The following is an 18,620-nucleotide window of genomic DNA, read 5'->3' as shown; positions in this document are numbered from 1 at the left end:
GCAGGCCATGCTTGCCGGGGTGGCCTGGGAGGTGAAGGAGGGCTTGGCCACGCAATCCCTCTTTTCGCCGCCGCACGGAAGCGGCAGAAAATAATCATCCGCTCCAGCGGATTCTAACTGGACTGATTTTCCATCCTGATCAAAGCACTACCACCGCACCAACGCGCCCCATTCCCCGTCAAGCATGCCGACGGGTGGCCGGGGCGAGGTGTTAAGCGCCTGCTCTGTCTGAGCGATTTGACGTTAGCAAATCGCGAGTTCAGGCGCGCCTCGCACCGGACGGGGCCTGTCGGGCAGCCGCAGGCCATGCTTGTTGGGGTGGCCTGGGAGGTGAAGGAGGGCTTGGCCACGCAAGCCCTCTTTCCCGTCTGCCGCGCGGAAGCGGCATATAAAGCATCATCCACGCAAGTGGATGCAAGAACACCACCTGCACCACTTGCCAGCCTCCTCCACACTCTCAATGCTTGCGGTACGCGCGCTTGCTACTTAGTCTTTGCGGGTTGCACTTCAACAGCGCAACCGGGTTTGGCGACCTGATTATCCGGACAGGAAATCCTCTACCACCATATTGATGGAGACATCGCCATGTCCGCAGAAAACAAATCCGCAAATACCCCACCACCCCTCACCCTCCACTACCTCGGCAAACCCATCCGCCTCACCCTCCACCACACCCCGCCAATGCTCGCCATTGCCGACCTGGCCGCCGCCATCGGCCCACGCCTCACCGCACAACTCCGCCAGCAACTGGAAACACACGCACACCAGCCAGACGATCACACCCCGGCCAGTTGGCCACTGCCTGCCCTGCTGCAAGCCCTGCGCCACCACCGCAAGCCCGCCGCACGACAACTACGCCAATGGCTAAGCCATACCCTGCTCCCCGCCTTGCACCAACTGCCCCCACAGGCCCCGCGCTGGGAACAGGCCCTGGCCATGGCCGCCGAAGCCGGTCAGCAAATCAGCCATGCCGTATTGCAAACCATGCTGCAACAACCCGCATGGTGGCAGCACAGCCACTGGCTGCTGACACTGAATTACACGCCAGACCACCCACGCCGCCACGCCCATGGACGACTCAGCGCGCTGGAATGCCGTGCCTCACCGCTACAGGCGCTGGCTCAGGAAATAGCCCGGCCCAAGGGCCTGAACTTGCAAAGCGGGGATTTGCTGAAACTGGTGGCGGCTTGCCATCAGCAACTGGCGCTGCGGATGGACAAGCAGGCGTGGCGGGAGATGGCGGCTAGTCAGGCCGACTAAGCTGCAACAATATGCCAGCGGTCATGCTGCTGCGATGCTCCGCTGGCAAGGATTGCTTACACGCCTGCCGGTTTGAGGCGGAGGGCCTGGCAGGGTGGCGCAGGCTCACCCGGTTATTTTACCGGGCGGATGCAAGTGCGGATTCGTACAGCAGAACTCAGCAGCGCCGGTAAGCGCATGATCCCGATCGGAGGCTTCTATTGCGGTATGGAAGATACCGGCATAGCGGTAAAGCTGGCCAAACCAGGGGTGTACCAGCCGGAAATCCATGGCAAAGCAATCTGGGCCCAGTGCGGTTTCAACAATCGTGGTATGCCCCAGCAGCAGCCACTCGGGCAGGTGGAGCTTTAGCTTGCCCAACCGTAAAACGTAGCAAGTGCCAACATACTGCAAGCTATTGGCACGTACTGAGGGACGCATGCGCAAGGCGAGAAAACGGTTGACCCGCTCTTCTATCTCACCGCTGGCAAGCGGCTGCCATTCACTGTTGAAGCGTTTAACCACGCCGCCAGACAAAGTGACACAGCGCTGCCAGGATTGTCGGTCTTGCTGCATGTGCTTACGCACTTCAGTGGCCAGCCCTGTGCCTGCTTGATTAATGAGCACACCAAACAGATGAAGCAGGTTCAATATTGTTTGCATCCATGCCGGGTAGTCGATATCCAGAGAGCCGGTGTCCATGCATGCACCAGCGGCATGATGGATGCGCAGCGCACGTGGTAGCTGCTCCCACGCCGGTCCTAATACTGTTTGGATAGGGCTTTGCATTAATCGGCTCCCAGGACATGCTTGCCCACCATCAAGGCTACAACCATCACCATGGCGAGGAATGCAGGCACACCCAAGCAAAACCACCAGCGGGCATACTGCCAATAAACCTGGGGCAAAGGGTGGCCAAGACGCAGGGATTGCGCAGATATGTCACGCATGCGTATTTGTAACCACACAACGGGCAACCAGCAGCAGCCCGCCAAGGCATACAGTGCCAAGGAAACCGCCACCCATGGCGTGGATAGTGGCAGCCCCTGCTGCGATAGCATCCATAGACCACTGACGGGCTGGAACAAAACGGTGGGCGTGGTAAACAGCCAGTCAGCCAGCACCACATGACGGTTGGTAACCACTATCGCCTCCAAGCGGCCAGAACGGTCAGTCATCCATTTGTAAAATGCGCTGCCAAACCCGGTTCCAAACAACAGAACCATGCTGAGGATGTGCAATGTCTTGATAAGGAGATAACTCATATCAGCTCTCCTACGGGTGTAGACAGGGCTGGCACCGGTGACCGAGGAAGGCCGCCCAGCAGTTCGGCAAAGGGCTCAACAGCGCTGGTGCTACCCGCTTGCAACATGTCAAGGGCATCCACCTGAATCAGCGGGTGCACGCCTTGACCCAACTGACAGGCAATACGTACCAGAGACAGCGGCAGATGACAGAAGCGTGCCGACCGCATCCCCTGCACTTGTCGCAAGGTATTTAACCAGGCCATCAAGGTGTAGCGCACCGGCCCTACAGCAGCAATGACACGGCAAGCTGGTTCTACTTCCAGTGCATGCAAAACGGCAAGAGCGACATCCTCCACATGGACCGGCTGAATGGCTTGCTTGCCATCGCCCGGTATCGGGATCAGCGGCAAACGTGACAACTGACGCATGAAATGGCTACTTGCTCCGCCGCTACCAACGACCAAGGAAGGGCGCAATACCAGCCATTTGAGTGGAAGCATTTTCAGGAAAGCATCTGCCCGACCCTTGCTGCGCAGGAAAGGTGTATGGGCATGAGGGTCCGCCCCCAGTGCAGAAACTTGCAGCACTCGTGAAATACCGCACTCAGCACAGGCCTGAAACAGCGCGACGGGAGCATCGGTATGAATCCGATCAAATGTATATCTGCGAGTCGCTGCGAATATACCCACACAATTGATGACGGCATCGAGGCCTTTTACCCAGGGCCGCCACTGCCGGGGATCTGTCATGTCGGCAAAGTCACATCCATGACGCCTGGACAACAAACGTGTGGTGTGACCAGCCGCCTTTAATTGCGCATGAACATGCCGACCAATAAAGCCTTCAGCACCAGTAAGCAGAATATTCATGCCTTAGGCTCCTGCTTATCAACATCTGCAGCCGCATGATCAGGAATAAAAATGAAACGGTCGATGTGGCGCTTGATTTTGATCAGACCGAGCAACAGACCAGCAAAAATCGATAGCAAACAGATGCGCAGGCTATCTACGATGCTGGCATCCGTGAATAGCCAATCAGTCAGGATGAGAAGAACGAGTGGCACCAGCACAAGGGTGAGCCGGGTGTAGTCCTTCCAGAATGCAGCCGTCGTTGCATCCTGGCACAAGCGCTGCAGCAATACGGTAAAGTGGCGCAGTAAGGTGTGGATGACGATGGCACTGATGACCAGACTCAGCATGCATTTCAAAGCCAAGGGAAGAATGTCGTACATCATGGGCTCCTCAGGTGTGTTCAGGAGCCCTCATCATGATTTTCGCCACCGAATAAAACTTCCGCCCGGCACAAACAGGAGCATTTATTTGCTACGAAATGATAAAACAGAAGCACTTCACCCCTGTTTTTTCATCCTCATGAGCTTTCGGTAATTGCCTGGCGTCATCCCTTCTATTTCACGAAATGCTTCATAGAAGTTTGATTGCGAGGCAAAGCCAACACTTAAGCCAACCGATAACACAGAGGCAGCAGGCTCTGCCAACAGCATGGTGCAGGCTGCGGCCACACGCTGCTCTCGCAGATAACGTGCAAAACCTTTGGCCAATCTGGTGTTGAGCAGTTCTGACAACTGATGTGCACCCAATCCCAGGTGTTTCGCCAACCCCGAGAGACTAAGCTCCGCATCTTGATAAAGCCGGTCTTCACGCATCAGCTGTTCCAAGCGGGCTTGCACCATATCGCAATCCACATTCCCAAGAGTGCTGCTGCGATATGTCTCGCTGGCAGCGGCAACAACGTCTTCTTGCATGGCAGGGCGCAGCCCCAAGGTAAGTTGGGTCAACCACAAGGCGATACCGATGGCACTGGAATACAGCGCAAAAAATGTCACCGTATGAATACGATTGGGTAGCAAAGCCATGATGGTAACGATGGCTGCAATCAGAACAACGCCTCCCACCAGCACAAGTTCACGCTGAAAACGTTCGCGCACCATGCGAAGCCGATAGATGGAAAGGGCAAACCACAGCAGATACGCCATGCCCAGTGCAAAAGCCAAAGGAAAGGCGATCGAAAATGGCAGAAATGCGCCAATGAAAATGGGCAATGCATGTGGCCATCGATGCCACATCGTGCTGCTATTCAAAGAGGGATGCAGCAGTGGGCGGCTGTAGAGGTAGAAGCACGGTGCTGCAGCAAACAGGGCTGCTCGATATGGCAACGACGCCACCCAGTGCGGATAGCCAAGCAGCAGGCCAGCATGGGCCAGCTGCAACAACGCCAGCGTCAACAGCAACGCCATTCCCATGCGTTGGGAATGAATGTGATCCGGATAACTGCATGTACGAAAGTGTGTGATGACGATCAACAGGCAACCGAATATAGAGTAACCCGCCAGTAGCAGGCCGCAAGCAACAATCATGGCAATACCGCAGAGTCAATAAAGAATGCTGATTGTAAGCAGGCACGCTGGCCACGTCAGGGCGTCACCGCCTTGCCTGATGGCCGAGGTACAGACCTCGCCATCATGACGCACCCACCCCATGGGGGTTACCTACACCGCCTTGCGCAGCGCCCAGTCAAAAGCGCGGGTGGGCAGTACGCGGCGCAAAAACCAAAATACCTTGGTGGGCTTGGTAACGCGGTAACGCGGTTTGGGGCGGCTGGCGGTGACTGCTTGCCATACTGCCAGGCTGACTGCCGTGGCCGGCAGGGTGAAGGGGGCGGCGTGGCCTTCTTTTTTCAGCCGCACGAGCTGGCGCTCGTATTCCTCGCGGTGCACGCTGCCCGCCACATCGATATTGTTCAGGAAGCGTTGCAGGGCATTGGGGCGAAAACGGCTTTCAATCGGCCCCGGCTCCACCAGCGACACAAAAATACCCGTACCGTGCAGCTCTTGCCGCAGGGTGTCGCACATGCCTTCCATGGCAAACTTGCTGGCGTTGTAAGCCCCGCGCCAGCGCATGGCGGCAAAGCCCAGAATGGAGCTGTTATAGATGATGCGGCCATGGCCCTGGGCGCGCATGACGGGCAGCACGGCATTGGTGAGTTCCCACGGGCCGAATAAGTTGGTTTCAAACTGCTCGCGCATGGCCTGCCGGCTGATGTCCTCCACCGCGCCGGGCTGACCGAAACCTGCATTATTGAACAGGGCATCCAGCCGCCCGCCAGTCTGCTGCAGCACCTGCTGCAAGGCGGTATGGATGGAGGCACTGTCGTCCACATCCAGTTGCAGGCTTTCCAGCCCCTCTGCCTGTAAGCGCTTCACATCGGCAGCGCTGCGGCAGCTGGCAAATACGCGCCAGCCACGCTGGGAGAACAGTTTTGCCGTGTGGTAGCCAATACCGCTGGAGCAGCCGGTAATCAGAATGCAGGGAGGGTGGGACACTGTATGGCCTTGTCAAATGCAGGGAAACAGGCGAAACCCTACACTATCCGGGTAGCATTGCTAAAGCAGTTTCGCCGCCGCAGCCGGGGCTGACAAAGTTATCGTCTTGCCTTGGAAATGGAATAAAATGGCCGACTACCGATTTTGCGACAAGGAAAACGCCATGGCGAAATCCGCCAAAGCCCCGGCCAGCTTTGAAACCGCGCTGGCCCAGCTGGAGGACATCATCCAGGCGATGGAAGGCGGCGATGTGCCGCTGGAGACTGCACTCGCGTCCTACAAGCAAGGCATCGAGCTGATCAAGTTCTGCCAGGGCAAACTGTCCGACGCCGAGCAGCAACTGAAAATTCTGGAAAACGACGAACTCAAACCGCTGGACCTCAGTAATGGCCAATGAATCCTTCATCGGCTGGATGACGCAGATCCAGCAAACCATGGAAACCGCCCTCGCCCGCTTTCTGCCCTCCGCCGACACCCTGCCGCAGCGCCTGCATCAGGCCATGCGCTATGCCACGCTGCAAGGCGGCAAGCGGGTGCGCCCGCTGCTGACCTTTGCCGCTGGCGAACTAAGCGGTGCCAGTGCGGAAAACCTGGCGCGCACCGCTGCTGCGGTGGAGATGATCCACGCTTATTCGCTGGTACACGACGACCTGCCCTGCATGGACGACGATGTGCTGCGCCGTGGCAAGCCCACCTGTCATGTGGAATACGACGAAGCCACCGCCCTGCTGGTGGGTGATGCACTGCAGACACAGGCGTTTGAACTGCTTGCCACGCCGATGGAAGGCGTGAACCCGGCCAGCCAGCTGGCCATGTGCCAGTTGCTGGCGCGCGCGTCCGGCCACGGCGGCATGGCCGGTGGTCAGGCGATTGACCTGGCCAGCGTGGGCCAGACGCTGAACCTGCCCGAGCTGGAATTCATGCACATGCTGAAAACCGGTGCGCTGATTCGCGCCGCCGTGCTGCTGGGCGCAATGGCAGGCACGCCCTTGAGCGCGCAGCAAACCGAACAGCTGGACATTTTTGCCAAGCGCATTGGCCTGGCGTTTCAGGTGGTGGACGACGTGCTGGATTGCGAAGCCGACACCGCCACGCTGGGCAAGACCGCAGGCAAAGATGCCGCCAACGACAAGCCCACCTATGTCAGCCTGATGGGGCTGGCCGAAGCCAAGCAGTTTGCTCGCGATCTGCGCGAACAGGCTTTTGCCGCGCTGGAAGACTTTGGCCCGGCTGCCGACAGACTGAAAGAACTGGCCGACTACATCGTGGCCCGCTCGTTTTAACCGCAAAAGAACAACAATGACTCCGCTGCTCGATACCATTCATCAGCCCTCCGACCTGCGTGCGCTGGGCCGCCAGCAACTGCCGCAACTGGCCACGGAGCTGCGCGAATTTCTGGTCGATACGGTCAGCAAGACCGGTGGCCATTTTGCCTCCAACCTGGGCAGCATCGAGCTGACCATCGCCCTGCATTATGTGTTCAACACCCCGGACGACCGGCTGGTGTGGGACGTGGGCCACCAGACTTATCCGCACAAAATCCTCACCGGACGCCGAGAGCGCATGGGCAGCATGCGTCAGAAAGGCGGCCTGGCAGGCTTCCCCAAGCGTGAGGAATCGCCCTACGACACCTTTGGCGTCGGCCATTCGTCCACCTCCATCGGTGCGGCACTGGGCATGGCGGCCGCCGCCAAGCTGCAAGGGCTGGAGCGCAAGTGCGTGGCCATCATCGGTGATGGCGCGATGACCGCCGGTCAGGCGTTCGAGGCACTCAACAACGCCGGGGCGATGGATACCGATTTGCTGGTCATCCTCAACGACAACGACATGTCGATTTCGCCCAATGTCGGCGCGCTGAACAATTACCTGGCCAAGCTGATGTCCGGCCGCTTCTACGCCGCCATGCGCGAAGGCTCCAGCAAGGTGCTGGGCATCGCCCCGCCCTTGAAGGAAATTGCCAGCAAGGTGGAGGAGCACGTCAAGGGCTTCTTCACGCCGGGTACCTTGTTCGAGGAATTCGGCTTCAACTATATCGGCCCCATCGACGGCCACGATCTGGACGTGCTGGTGGATACGCTGAAGAACATCCGTAGCCTGAAAGGGCCGCAGTTCCTGCATATCGTCACCAAGAAGGGCCACGGCTACAAGCTGGCCGAGAACGACCCGGTGAAATACCACGGCGTCACCAAGTTCGACCCGGCCAATGGCCTGGCCGGCGGCAAGAGTGGTGGCAAGCCGCAGTACACCCAGGTGTTTGGCGACTGGATTTGCGATATGGCCAAGCTGGATACGCGCCTGGTGGGCATCACCCCGGCCATGCGCGAGGGTTCCGGCCTGGTACGTTTCGAGAAGGAACACCCGGACCGCTACTTCGACGTAGCCATTGCCGAGCAGCACGCCGTCACCTTTGCCGCCGGTCTCGCCTGTGACGGGGCCAAGCCGGTGCTGGCGATTTACTCCACCTTTCTGCAACGCGGCTACGACCAGCTGATCCACGATGTAGCGCTGCAAAACCTGCCGGTGCTGTTTGCCATCGACCGTGCCGGTCTGGTGGGTGCCGACGGCCCCACCCATGCCGGGGCGTTCGACATTTCCTTCCTGCGCTGCATTCCCAATATGACGGTGATTGCCCCGTCAGATGAAAATGAATGCCGCCAACTGCTGTACACCGCCTTCTGCATGGATAGCCCCACCGCCGTGCGTTATCCGCGTGGCGTGGGCCCCGGCGTGGAAATCCAGCAGGAGATGACCGCCCTGCCGGTGGGCAAGGGTGTGCTGCGCCGCAGCGGCAAGGGCAAGGTGGCGATTCTGGCCTTTGGCAGCATGGTGGCCCCGGCGCTGGCTGCGGCTGAGGCGCTGGATGCATCGGTGGCCGACATGCGCTTTGTCAAACCGCTGGACACCGCCTTGATCCGCCAGCTGGCCGAACAACATGACTACATTGTCACCGTGGAAGAAAACGTGGTGATGGGGGGTGCGGGCTCCGGCTGTCTGGAAGCCATGCAGGCCATGGGCATCGTCAAGCCTGCCTTGCTGCTGGGCCTGCCGGACGACTATGTTGAACATGGTGACCCCACGGTTTTGTTAGCCGATTGCGGCCTGAACGCTGCCGGTATCGAAGCCAGCATTCGCCACTGGCTGCCGCAACAGTAGCCGGCGCGGCAAGCAAAATAGCGTCGCGCGCCTGGGACAGGGTGCGCCGACGCAGACAATACCAGCAGAACAACGCCGCAGCAGATTCTTTTGTTAGCGGTGCCAGATAGCACAAGGGGGAGTCATGGGTGGTTTTGATCTGGCAACATGGCTGAACCTGAAGGGCAGCCCGTTCGAGGCGCTGCCGCTGTTTGTCACCAGCCTGGCCATTGGCCTGTTGATGGGGGTGGAGCGTGAACGCAAGCACCACACCCTGGCTGGCATCCGTACTTTTCCGCTGACCGCACTGTTTGGCACCCTGGCCGCCATGCTGGACGCACCGTCCCATGGCGTGCTTCTACAAACCGTGGGCCTGCTGGCGGTGGCTTCCTTCGGTTTTCTGCCAGAGCGCAATGGCGACAGCGACAAGACCGAACCGCGTACCACCACCGTGGCATCCTTGCTGGTGATCTACTGCCTGGGTGCGCTGGTATGGCATGGCTACGGCGGTGTGGCCGTGGCGGTGGGCATTGTCGCCACCGGCCTGCTCTATCTCAAACCCGAGCTGTCCGGCCTTACCCACAAGCTGGAACGGCGCGACCTGCTGTCGCTGCTGCAGTTTGCCGCGCTGTCCTTCATTGTTCTGCCTTTGTTGCCCAACCGCACCTTCGGCCCCTATCAGGCGGTCAACCCGCATCAGGTGTGGCTGATGGTGACGCTAATCGTCGGCATCAGCCTGTCCGGCTACCTGGCGGTGAAGTTGCTGGGCCAGCGCGTGGGCGGCCCCTTGCTGGGTATTCTGGGCGGGCTGGTTTCCTCTACTGCAACCAGCCTGATCTACGCCCGCGAGGCGCGCGCCAACCCGCTGTCACTCAATCTGGGCACGGCGGTGATTCTGCTGGCCAATCTGGTGCTGTTTGTACGCCTGATGGTGCTGGCCGCCGTGGTACAAACCAGTGTTCTGCCGACGGCTGTATGGGTACTGCTGCCCGGCCTGCTGTGCGGCCTGAGCGCGGCCCTGTGGCAACTGCGCCAGCACAATAACGGCCAGCCGCAGCCGGAGCTGCAATTGAGCAACCCGTCCGAAATGAAGTTGGCCTTGGGCTTTGGCGCCATGTTTGCGCTGGTGATGTTTTGTGCCGCCTGGCTGAATGCCGAATTCGGCAGCAAGGGCGTGTACGTGGTGGCCTTGATTTCCGGCCTGAACGATGTGGACGCCATCTCACTGACGGCTTTTAACCTGTTTGGCGAAAACCGGCTGGATGGCCAGCAAGTGGCCACCACCTTGGCCTTGGCCATTACCGCCAACAATCTGTTCAAGTTCAGCCTGATTGCCAGCCTGGGCGGCAGTGCGCTGGCGCGCCGCTGCCTGCCCACCCTGTTGGCGGCCAGCGGCGGCATGCTGGCCGGGCTGCTGGTGCTGGCCAGCAGTCACTAGGTTTTAGTCAACAGGCCGGGCAGCAGCTGCAAGATGGTATGGGCAGTGGCCAGTGGCTGCTCCAGCGGAAACAGGTGGCTGCCCGCCACCTCATACAGCTGCATGCCGAAGTGGCGCTGTGCGTAGCGCAGGTCGGATGGCCGCACCACATCGTGGCGGCTGGCGGCCACAAAGGCAGTGGGCACCGTCAACTGGCCGCGATAACGCGGGAAGTCATGCGGCAGTCCGCAGTAAATCTGGTGTTCAATCTGCGGCCTGAAACGCAAACGCCGTCCGCCGTGACCATCATCCTCGCTGCCGTGCAAGGCATAGTCGGCCAGGCAGTCCGCATCAAAGCGGGCAAAGGCGGGCTTGCGGGCAAAGTAGTCGTGCATCATTTCCACGCTGGCCCAGCTGTCGCGCCGCCCCAGCGTATTGCCGCCGGGGGTGACGCGGGCGATCAGGCCCAGTTTTTTGGCCAGCCAGATCAACCCGGCACGGCGTGGCCCCATCAAGGGTGAATCCAGAATCACCAGCGCCTTGAACAGCTCGGGTGCGCGGATGGCGGCATAAAACAGCAGATAGCCGCCCAGCGAATGCCCCACGCCAATCACCGGCTGGCGGTAGCGGCTGAGCACGGTAATGGTTTCGTCCACCAGGTGCGGCCAGCAGTCCGTCACCGGATACTGCGGATCATGGCCGATGCAATCCAGCCAGCCCAACTGGTAGTGCTGCCCCAATGCGTGCAGCAGCTTGCCATATACTGGGGCGGGAAAGCTGTTGGCATGGGCAAAATGGATGATGTCTTGCATGATGTGGTGTTGCGCCCATTTTGATTTGTTATGGAGCGATACTACCGTAAAATAGCGTTTTGCCAGCCGCAGTAACCCGGTTTTGCCCACTTGCGGCCCACAGCACGGAACCGGCTGGCACCTTGCTGGTCAACCCTTGCATCATCCAGATAACGCACCATCATGCCGCACTCCCTGTTACGCCTGTTGTCCCCCTTGTGGCGCCTGCTGGCGCTGATCAGCCTGCTTGGTGTCAGCACGGCCACCCTGGCGGTGAACCAGGAAGACCTGCTGCCCCCGGAGAAGGCTTTTGCCGTCAGCGTGGAACGCCAGCCGGACCACCTGCTGCTGCAGTTAAACGTGGCAGACAGCTATTACGTGTACCGTGACCGCTTATCCTTCACCACCGAGCCAGCCGGCTTGCTGGGTAGCCCGGTTCTGCCGGAGGGCAAAACCAAGCAAGACCCCTTCTTTGGCAAGCAGGTGATTTATCTTGGTCCGCAGCTGATCAAGCTGCCCTTGCATGCCGGTGCGCCTGCGCAGTTCAAGCTGAATGTAAAACTACAGGGCTGCTCCACCGCCGGGGTGTGCTATCCGCCCTATACCCATCATCTGGATATCAATGCCTACGGCAGTGCCAGTAATGGCAGCAGCAACTGGCTGGCGGATGCCGCTGCGGGAAAGCCGGCGGGTAGCAGTGGCAATCTGGCGGCCAAGGGCTGGCTGACCACGCTGGGCAGCTTCCTGCTGGCCGGCATTGGCATGGCCTTTACCGCCTGCATGTATCCGCTGCTACCCATCGTGTCCTCGCTGATTGCCGGTGAAGGCCAGCACATCACCCGCCAACGCGGCTTCTGGCTGTCGCTAACCTATGTGCAAGGGCTGGCGCTCACTTACACCATCATCGGCGTCATTGCCGGGCTCACCGGCTCGCTGCTCACGGTCTGGCTGCAGCAGCCCGCCGTCATTCTCAGCGCCAGTGTGCTGATGGTGGTGTTTGCCCTGTCGATGTTTGATCTGTTCACCATCCAGCTGCCGTCTGCCCTGCAGTCGCGCTTGGCCGATGCCTCCAACCGCCTGTCCGGCGGCAAGCTGGCCACGGTATTTACCATGGGGGTGCTGTCGGCGCTGATCATCGGCCCCTGCGTGGCCCCGCCGCTGGCGCTGGCACTGGGCTATATCGGCAGCACCGGTGATGCGGTGCTGGGTGGTGCCGCGCTATATGCGATGGCGCTGGGGCTGGGCCTGCCGCTGGTGCTGATCGGCACCTTTGGCGGCCATGTATTGCCGCGTGCCGGTGGCTGGATGAAGGCAGTGAAGGCGGCGTTTGGCGTGCTGATGCTGGGCTTGGCCATCTGGATGGCTACGCCCTTCCTGCCTGCCATGCTGGTGCTGCTGCTGTGGGCGGTACTGTGCGTGGGCTGCGCGGTGTTCCTGAAGGCATTCGAAACCCTGCCGGGCAATGCCCACATTAGCCACAAGCTGGGCAAAGGCCTGGGCCTGCTGTTGTTTCTGGTGGGTGCGGCGCAGCTGGCCGGGGCGCTGGCTGGAGAAACCGACCCACGCTATCCGCTGAAATGGCTGGCCGGTAACAAGGCTCAGGCTAGCGTCAGTCAGCAACCGGTGTTTGCGCCGGTCAGCAGCACGGCGGAGCTGGACAGCAAACTGGCCGAAGCACGCGCCAGCGGCAAACCGCTGCTGCTGGATTTTTATGCCGACTGGTGTGTGTCGTGCAAGGAAATGGAAAGCGATACCTTCCCTGCCCCCTCGGTGGCCAGCAAGCTGCAAGGCTATGTACTGCTGCGCGCCGATGTCACCGCCAACCTGCCGGCACACCAGGCGCTGCTCAAGCGCTTTGGCCTGTACGGCCCTCCCGGCATCATTCTGTTTGATGCCAACGGCAAAGAGCGCGACCGCATTATCGGCTTTACCCCGGCGGACGCCTTCGCCGCCCGCTTGTAAACCGGGAAGCGACAAGCAGGATGGCGACATTGCCATCCTGCATACCGGCCACGGATAAATACCGCTACAATTCGGCTCTGGCGGCATGCTGCGCCGCCATCACCGCCACCCGGACCCCTTCATGACGCCAAAACCCTTTCCCAGCATCAGCGTGATGGCTGTATTGCGCATCGCCGTGATGGGCTTGCTCATCCTGTCCTGCCTCAAGGTGATCCAGCCCTTTCTGGGCGCGCTGACCTGGGCGGCCATCATTGCCATTTCTGCCTGGCCCTTGTTCACCCGGCTGCGGCTGCGGCTGAATGGCCGCGCCAAGCTGGCTGCCATCATCATTGTTGGCGGTCTGTCACTGACGCTGGCCATTCCCATCGGCCTGATGGCCCTGACCCTGGCCGATACCATTCCGCAGCTGGCGTCGATGTCGCGCGATCTCACCAGCATCCACCTGCCGAATGCTCCTGCCTGGGTCAATACCCTGCCGCTGGTGGGCGAGTCGCTGCACAAGTTCTGGGTCAGCGTGCAGGCAGACCTGCCCGGTTTTATCGACAAAATCCGCCCGGCCATCAACAAGGCTGCGCTGTGGGCACTGGAAAGCGGTGCTTCCGCCAGCCTGAGCATGCTGGAAATCGTGCTGGCCATCGTGATTGCCGGGCTGTTGCTGATTAATGGTGACAAGCTGTGGGATGGTGCCGAACTGGCCATCAGCAAGCTGGGCGGTGCCACGGCAGACGAGCTGCCCGAGGTGATTGCGCGCACCATCCGCAGTGTCACCACCGGGGTGGTGGGCACCGCACTGGCGCAAACCGTGCTGTGCGTGATCGGCCTGCTGATTGCCGGAGTACCGGGCGCGCTGGTGCTGGGCTTTCTGTGCTTTATCGTTGCCGTGGCACAGTTGCCCACGCTGATCATCTGGCTGCCGGCTGCGGGCTGGGTGTTTTATTCCGGCCAGACCGGCATGGGTATTTTCCTGCTGCTGTGGGGCTTTTTGCTGGTTAACACCATCGACAACGTGCTCAAACCGCTGCTGATCAGCCAGGGCGCACAAATGCCCTTGTCCATCATCTTCATGGGAGTGATTGGCGGCTTGCTGGCCTGGGGCCTGCTGGGCCTGTTTATCGGCCCCACCCTGCTGGCAGTGGGTTTTACCCTGTTCCGCCACTGGCTGCGGCCGGAGGATTACCCGGAGCATGCCGAGGACAACGGACAACCCTGCGAGGAGCAGGAAATACTCCGCTAGCCCGGTTTTACCACCATACAAAAAGCGCCCCTTGGGACGCTTTTTCTTTGCCAGGACACTACGTTTACAGCAGTTCCAGCGCCACCGCCGTGGCCTCGCCACCGCCAATGCACAGGCTGGCCACGCCACGTTTGCCACCATGCTGGCGCAGGGCGGACAGCAGGGTCACCATCACCCGCGCACCGGATGCGCCAATCGGGTGGCCCAGCGCGCAGGCCCCGCCATGCACGTTTACCTTGTCATGCGGCAGGCCCAGATCGTGCATCGCCGCCATGGTCACCACGGCAAAGGCTTCGTTGATTTCAAACAGGTCGACATCGCCCACCGTCCAGCCAGTCTTGGCCAACAACTTGCGCATGGCGCCTACCGGCGCGGTGGTAAACAGGCCCGGCTCCTGCGCATGGGTGGCGTGGGCCACCAGGCGGGCCAGCGGCTTGAGCCCACGGCGGGCGGCTTCGCTGGCCGTCATCAACACCAGCGCGGCGGCACCGTCGGAGATGGAGCTGGAATTGGCCGCCGTCACCGTGCCGTCCTTGCGGAAAGCAGGCTTGAGGCTGGCAATCTTGTCCAGTTTTGCCTTGAGCGGCTGCTCGTCAATTTCCATGGCCTGTGCACCATTCTTGCCTTCCACCAGCACCGGGGTGATTTCCTCACGGAAGCGCCCTTCGGCAATGGCTTGCTGCGCGCGGGTGAGCGAGGCAATGGCAAAAGCGTCCTGCGCTTCGCGGCTGAAGCCATACTCACCGGCACAGTTTTCGGCAAACACGCCCATCAGCTTGCCCTTGTCGTAGGCATCTTCCAGCCCGTCCAGAAACATGTGGTCCTTGATTTCACCATGCCCCAGCCGCAGGCCGCCACGCGCCTTGGGAATCAGGTAAGGCGAATTGCTCATGCTTTCCATGCCACCGGCTACCATCACGCTGGCAGAACCGGCCAGCAGCAGGTCGTGTGCCAGCATGGCGGCCTTCATGCCGGAACCGCACATCTTGTTGATGGTGGTGCAGCCAGTCGCCAAGGGCAGCCCGGCCCCCAGCGCCGCCTGACGGGCCGGAGCCTGGCCTTGCCCGGCGGGCAGCACGCAGCCCATGATTACCTCGTCAACATCCTCGGCAGCCACCCCGGCGCGCTCCACCGCCGCACGAATGGCAGCGGCACCCAGCTGGCTGGCCGTCTGGCTGGCAAACATGCCCTGAAAGCCGCCCATGGCGGTGCGGGCCATGCCCACGATGACAATCGATTCTTGCTGTTGCATCTGTGTGTTCCTTCCTGAAAGGCTTGCTTGTCCGGCTACGGTGTTGATGATGCCTGTTTGCCCAGTGCCTTTTCGCACTGGCTGAGGATCTGGCTGATTTCGCCCATTACCACGCGGATATCGTCCAGCTGTTCCTGCAATTGCTGCTCCTTGCGGCTGAGGATGCGGATGAATTCGCGCAGCTGCGGTTCGTCGTTGCTGGCGGCATCGTACAAATCAAACAGCTCGCGGATTTCCAGCAAGGACAGGCCAATGCGCTTGCCGCGCAAAATCAGCATCAGCCGCACCCGGTCGCGCCGGGTATAAATACGACGCTGGCCGTCGCGCTGCGGCTCCAGCAGCCCCTGGTCTTCATAAAAGCGGATGGTGCGCGTGGTGACATCAAACTCCTGCGCCAGCTGGCTGATGCTGTAGGTCACGCCTTGCATGCCTGTTCCCCTGTTGTTGTTTTGGCCCTGCCCTTTGCCTGCTTAGCGCAGGCAGCCCTGATTTGTGATGCGTTGGTTGATTGTTGATTGACGTTGACGTAAACGTCAAGTTATTGTGATAAAAACAACGCAGGAGAAACCGACATGACAACACAAAAAATTGGCGTGATTGGTGCTGGCACCATGGGCAATGGCATTGCCCAGGTTTTTGCCATGCATGGCTTTGCAGTACAGCTGGCCGATGTCAATGAGGCCGCCCTGCACAAGGGCCTGGCCGCCATTGGCAACAGCCTGGCGCGCATGGCCAAGAAAGGCAGCCTGGCCGATGCCGACATCGCCGCCATCCTGGCCCGCATCCAGCCCACCACTCGGCTGGCCGATCTGGCCGACCGCGATCTGGTGGTGGAAGCCGCCACCGAAAACCCGGCCACCAAGGAGTCCATCTTCCGCGAACTGGGCAACGTGGTGCGACCAGATGCCATTCTGGCGTCCAACACCTCGTCCATTTCGCTCACCCGCATTGCCGCCTGGGTGCCGCAGCCGGAACGCGTGGTGGGCATGCACTTCATGAACCCGGTGCCCTTGATGCAGCTGGTGGAAATCATCCGTGCCATCCAGACCAACGACCACACCTACCAGAAAGTGTTCGAACTGGCGGTGGCGCTGGGCAAAACCCCGGTGACGGTGAAGGACGGGCCGGGCTTTGTCTCCAACCGCATCCTGATGCCGATGATCAACGAAGCCGCCTTTGCTCTGTTTGAAAACCTGGCCACCGCTGAAGACATCGACACCGTGATGAAGCTGGGCATGAACCACCCCATCGGCCCTTTGGCGCTGGCCGACCTGATTGGCCTGGACACCTGCCTGTCCATCATGGACATCCTTTATACCGAATTTCGTGACAGCAAATACCGCGCCTGCCCGCTGCTGGCACAACTGGTGGCGGCCGGGCATCTGGGCCGCAAGAGCGGCAAGGGTTTTTATCACTACGACTGAAACACCAAGACGGCCAGCAGGCCGCCAAGCACAGGAGAGTTGCAGATGAACCAGGCTGTTCCTAGCGTCAAGCTGTTGATCAACGGTGAATTCGTCGAATCGCGCAGCCAACAGTGGCGCGACATCATCAACCCGGCCACGCAAGAAGTACTGGCACAGGTACCGATGGCCACGGCAGAGGAAGTGCAGGCCGCTGTTGCCAGCGCCAAAACCGCCTTCGCCAGCTGGAAGAAAACCCCCATCGGTACCCGCGCCCGCATTTTCCTGAAATACCAGCAGCTGATTCGCGAGCACATGAAAGAACTGGCCGCGCTGCTGACAGCGGAACAGGGCAAAACCCTGGCCGATGCCGAGGGCGATATTTTCCGTGGCCTGGAAGTGGTGGAACACGCCGCCAGCATTGGTAATCTGCAACTGGGCGAATACGCCGAAAACGTGGCCGGTGGCGTGGACACTTATACCGTGCAACAGCCGCTGGGCGTGTGTGCTGGCATCACCCCCTTCAACTTCCCGGCGATGATTCCGCTGTGGATGTTTCCGATGGCCATTGCCACCGGCAATACCTTTGTGCTGAAACCGTCCGAGCAGGACCCGATGGTGACCATGCGGCTGGTAGAGCTGGCCTTGCAGGCGGGCATCCCGGCTGGGGTGCTGAATGTGGTGCATGGCGGCGAAGACGTGGTGAATACCATTTGCGACCACCCGGACATCAAGGCCATTTCCTTTGTCGGTTCCAGCCGCGTTGGCTCCCACGTTTACAACCGCGCCAGCCTGGCAGGCAAACGGGTGCAATGCATGATGGGGGCCAAAAACCACGCCATCGTGCTGCCGGATGCCAACAAGGAACAGGCGCTGAACCAGCTGACCGGCGCGGCATTTGGCGCAGCAGGCCAGCGCTGCATGGCCTTGAGCGTGGCGGTGCTGGTGGGTGAAGCGCGCAACTGGATTCCCGACCTGGTGGCCAAGGCCAAGTCCCTGCGCGTGGGCGCAGGCAAAGACAACCCGGACCTGGGCCCGCTGATTTCCTGCACCGCCCGCGAACGGGTAAACCGCCTGATCAATCAAGGCGTGGCCGAAGGCGCAGTGCTGGAGCTGGATGGCCGGGAAGTACAAGTGGATGGCTACCCGGAGGGCAACTTTGTCGGCCCCACCATTTTCTCGGGCGTGGCCACCGACATGGCCATTTACCAGCAGGAAATCTTCGGCCCGGTGCTGTGCCTGCTGGGCGTGGACACGCTGGAGGAGGCCATTGCCATCATCAATGCCAACCCCAATGGCAACGGCACCGCCATCTTCACCCAGAGCGGCGCTGCGGCACGGCGCTTTCAGGAAGACATCGACGTCGGTCAGGTGGGCATCAATGTGCCGATTCCGGTGCCGGTGCCGCTGTTCAGCTTTACCGGCTCGCGCGGCTCCAAGCTGGGGGACCTCGGCCCCTACGGCAAGCAGGTGATCCTGTTTTATACCCAGACCAAAACCGTCACCAGCCGCTGGTTCGACGACGAGGCCAGCAGCGGCAAGGTGCACACCACCATTTCGCTGCGCTGAGCTGGCCTGATTAACGCAGACCGATTCACGTCAG

The 18,620-nt window shown here is 60.5% G+C and carries 18 protein-coding genes; 9 read left to right on the top strand and 9 right to left on the bottom strand.

The genetic code is table 11. The annotated features are described in order from the left end of the window. The first annotated feature begins 585 nt into the window (after window positions 1-585). Window positions 586-1,260, top strand: coding sequence for a hypothetical protein (locus ACODR9_RS19210; RefSeq protein ID WP_488811373.1), 675 nt, complete (start codon window positions 586-588; stop codon window positions 1,258-1,260). A 105-nt stretch (window positions 1,261-1,365) separates the two neighbouring features. Here the strand turns inward: ACODR9_RS19210 and ACODR9_RS19205 are convergent, their stop codons facing one another. The 6 genes from ACODR9_RS19205 to ACODR9_RS19180 form a co-directional block, all read right to left on the bottom strand. Next, window positions 1,366-2,028: a DUF4166 domain-containing protein gene (locus ACODR9_RS19205; protein ID WP_488811371.1), complete on the bottom strand. Its 663-nt coding sequence runs from the start codon at window positions 2,026-2,028 to the stop codon at window positions 1,366-1,368. Continuing rightward, window positions 2,028-2,504, bottom strand: a complete 477-nt coding sequence (locus tag ACODR9_RS19200; protein WP_488811369.1) for a DUF2269 family protein — start codon at window positions 2,502-2,504, stop codon at window positions 2,028-2,030. Before ACODR9_RS19200 ends, ACODR9_RS19205 begins: the two co-directional genes overlap by 1 nt. Then, window positions 2,501-3,355, bottom strand: coding sequence for a complex I NDUFA9 subunit family protein (locus ACODR9_RS19195; RefSeq protein ID WP_488811367.1), 855 nt, complete (start codon window positions 3,353-3,355; stop codon window positions 2,501-2,503). The genes ACODR9_RS19200 and ACODR9_RS19195 overlap by 4 nt, the downstream gene beginning before the upstream one ends. Further along, entirely contained in the window at window positions 3,352-3,717 is a 366-nt protein-coding gene (locus ACODR9_RS19190) for a hypothetical protein (protein WP_488811365.1), read from the bottom strand. Before ACODR9_RS19190 ends, ACODR9_RS19195 begins: the two co-directional genes overlap by 4 nt. Before the next feature lie 117 nt (window positions 3,718-3,834). After that, window positions 3,835-4,860, bottom strand: a complete 1,026-nt coding sequence (locus tag ACODR9_RS19185) for a helix-turn-helix domain-containing protein (protein ID WP_488811363.1) — start codon at window positions 4,858-4,860, stop codon at window positions 3,835-3,837. 132 nt (window positions 4,861-4,992) lie between these two features. Further along, on the bottom strand, window positions 4,993-5,826 hold the full coding sequence (locus ACODR9_RS19180) for an SDR family oxidoreductase (RefSeq protein ID WP_488811361.1): 834 nt from the start codon (window positions 5,824-5,826) through the stop codon (window positions 4,993-4,995). Window positions 5,827-5,989: 163 nt separating this feature from the next. Between ACODR9_RS19180 and ACODR9_RS19175 the strand changes: the two genes are divergently transcribed. The 4 genes from ACODR9_RS19175 (at window position 5,990) to ACODR9_RS19160 (ending at window position 10,396) form a co-directional block, all read left to right on the top strand. Beyond that, on the top strand, window positions 5,990-6,223 hold the full coding sequence (locus ACODR9_RS19175; protein WP_089086346.1) for an exodeoxyribonuclease VII small subunit: 234 nt from the start codon (window positions 5,990-5,992) through the stop codon (window positions 6,221-6,223). Continuing rightward, window positions 6,213-7,109: a polyprenyl synthetase family protein gene (locus ACODR9_RS19170; RefSeq protein ID WP_488811359.1), complete on the top strand. Its 897-nt coding sequence runs from the start codon at window positions 6,213-6,215 to the stop codon at window positions 7,107-7,109. Before ACODR9_RS19175 ends, ACODR9_RS19170 begins: the two co-directional genes overlap by 11 nt. A gap of 16 nt (window positions 7,110-7,125) precedes the next feature. Beyond that, complete coding sequence (gene dxs, locus ACODR9_RS19165) at window positions 7,126-8,979, top strand: 1-deoxy-D-xylulose-5-phosphate synthase (protein WP_488811357.1); 1,854 nt, start codon at window positions 7,126-7,128, stop codon at window positions 8,977-8,979. Between the two features lie 124 nt (window positions 8,980-9,103). Continuing rightward, entirely contained in the window at window positions 9,104-10,396 is a 1,293-nt protein-coding gene (locus ACODR9_RS19160; protein WP_488811355.1) for an MgtC/SapB family protein, read from the top strand. On the opposite strand, the gene ACODR9_RS19155 is transcribed toward ACODR9_RS19160, so the two are convergent. Then, window positions 10,393-11,187, bottom strand: coding sequence for an alpha/beta fold hydrolase (locus tag ACODR9_RS19155; RefSeq protein WP_488811353.1), 795 nt, complete (start codon window positions 11,185-11,187; stop codon window positions 10,393-10,395). The genes ACODR9_RS19160 and ACODR9_RS19155 overlap by 4 nt on opposite strands. A gap of 162 nt (window positions 11,188-11,349) precedes the next feature. Here ACODR9_RS19155 and dsbD point away from each other — a divergent pair, with 162 nt between their 5' ends. Together dsbD and ACODR9_RS19145 are read left to right on the top strand one after the other, a co-directional pair. Next, entirely contained in the window at window positions 11,350-13,128 is a 1,779-nt protein-coding gene (gene dsbD, locus ACODR9_RS19150) for a protein-disulfide reductase DsbD (RefSeq protein ID WP_488811351.1), read from the top strand. A 121-nt stretch (window positions 13,129-13,249) separates the two neighbouring features. Next, complete coding sequence (locus ACODR9_RS19145; protein WP_488811349.1) at window positions 13,250-14,362, top strand: AI-2E family transporter; 1,113 nt, start codon at window positions 13,250-13,252, stop codon at window positions 14,360-14,362. Between the two features lie 64 nt (window positions 14,363-14,426). Here the strand turns inward: ACODR9_RS19145 and ACODR9_RS19140 are convergent, their stop codons facing one another. Next, a complete protein-coding gene (locus tag ACODR9_RS19140; RefSeq protein WP_488811347.1) occupies window positions 14,427-15,614 on the bottom strand; it encodes an acetyl-CoA C-acetyltransferase in 1,188 nt (395 codons plus the stop codon). A 35-nt stretch (window positions 15,615-15,649) separates the two neighbouring features. Then, a complete protein-coding gene (locus ACODR9_RS19135; RefSeq protein WP_488811345.1) occupies window positions 15,650-16,042 on the bottom strand; it encodes a MerR family transcriptional regulator in 393 nt (130 codons plus the stop codon). A gap of 144 nt (window positions 16,043-16,186) precedes the next feature. On the opposite strand from ACODR9_RS19135, the gene ACODR9_RS19130 reads away from it, so the two are divergent. Both ACODR9_RS19130 and ACODR9_RS19125 read left to right on the top strand, forming a co-directional pair. After that, the gene (locus ACODR9_RS19130) at window positions 16,187-17,038 is read left to right on the top strand and encodes a 3-hydroxybutyryl-CoA dehydrogenase (RefSeq protein WP_488811343.1); all 852 of its coding nucleotides are present in this window, start codon (window positions 16,187-16,189) and stop codon (window positions 17,036-17,038) included. 45 nt (window positions 17,039-17,083) lie between these two features. Continuing rightward, window positions 17,084-18,586 (top strand): CoA-acylating methylmalonate-semialdehyde dehydrogenase, encoded by a 1,503-nt coding sequence (locus ACODR9_RS19125; RefSeq protein WP_488811341.1) that lies wholly within the window; start codon window positions 17,084-17,086, stop codon window positions 18,584-18,586. Window positions 18,587-18,620 lie beyond the last annotated feature (34 nt).

This window comes from Aquitalea sp. FG25 (genome assembly GCF_057809375.1).
This window is presented reverse-complemented; position numbering and strand designations above follow the sequence as displayed.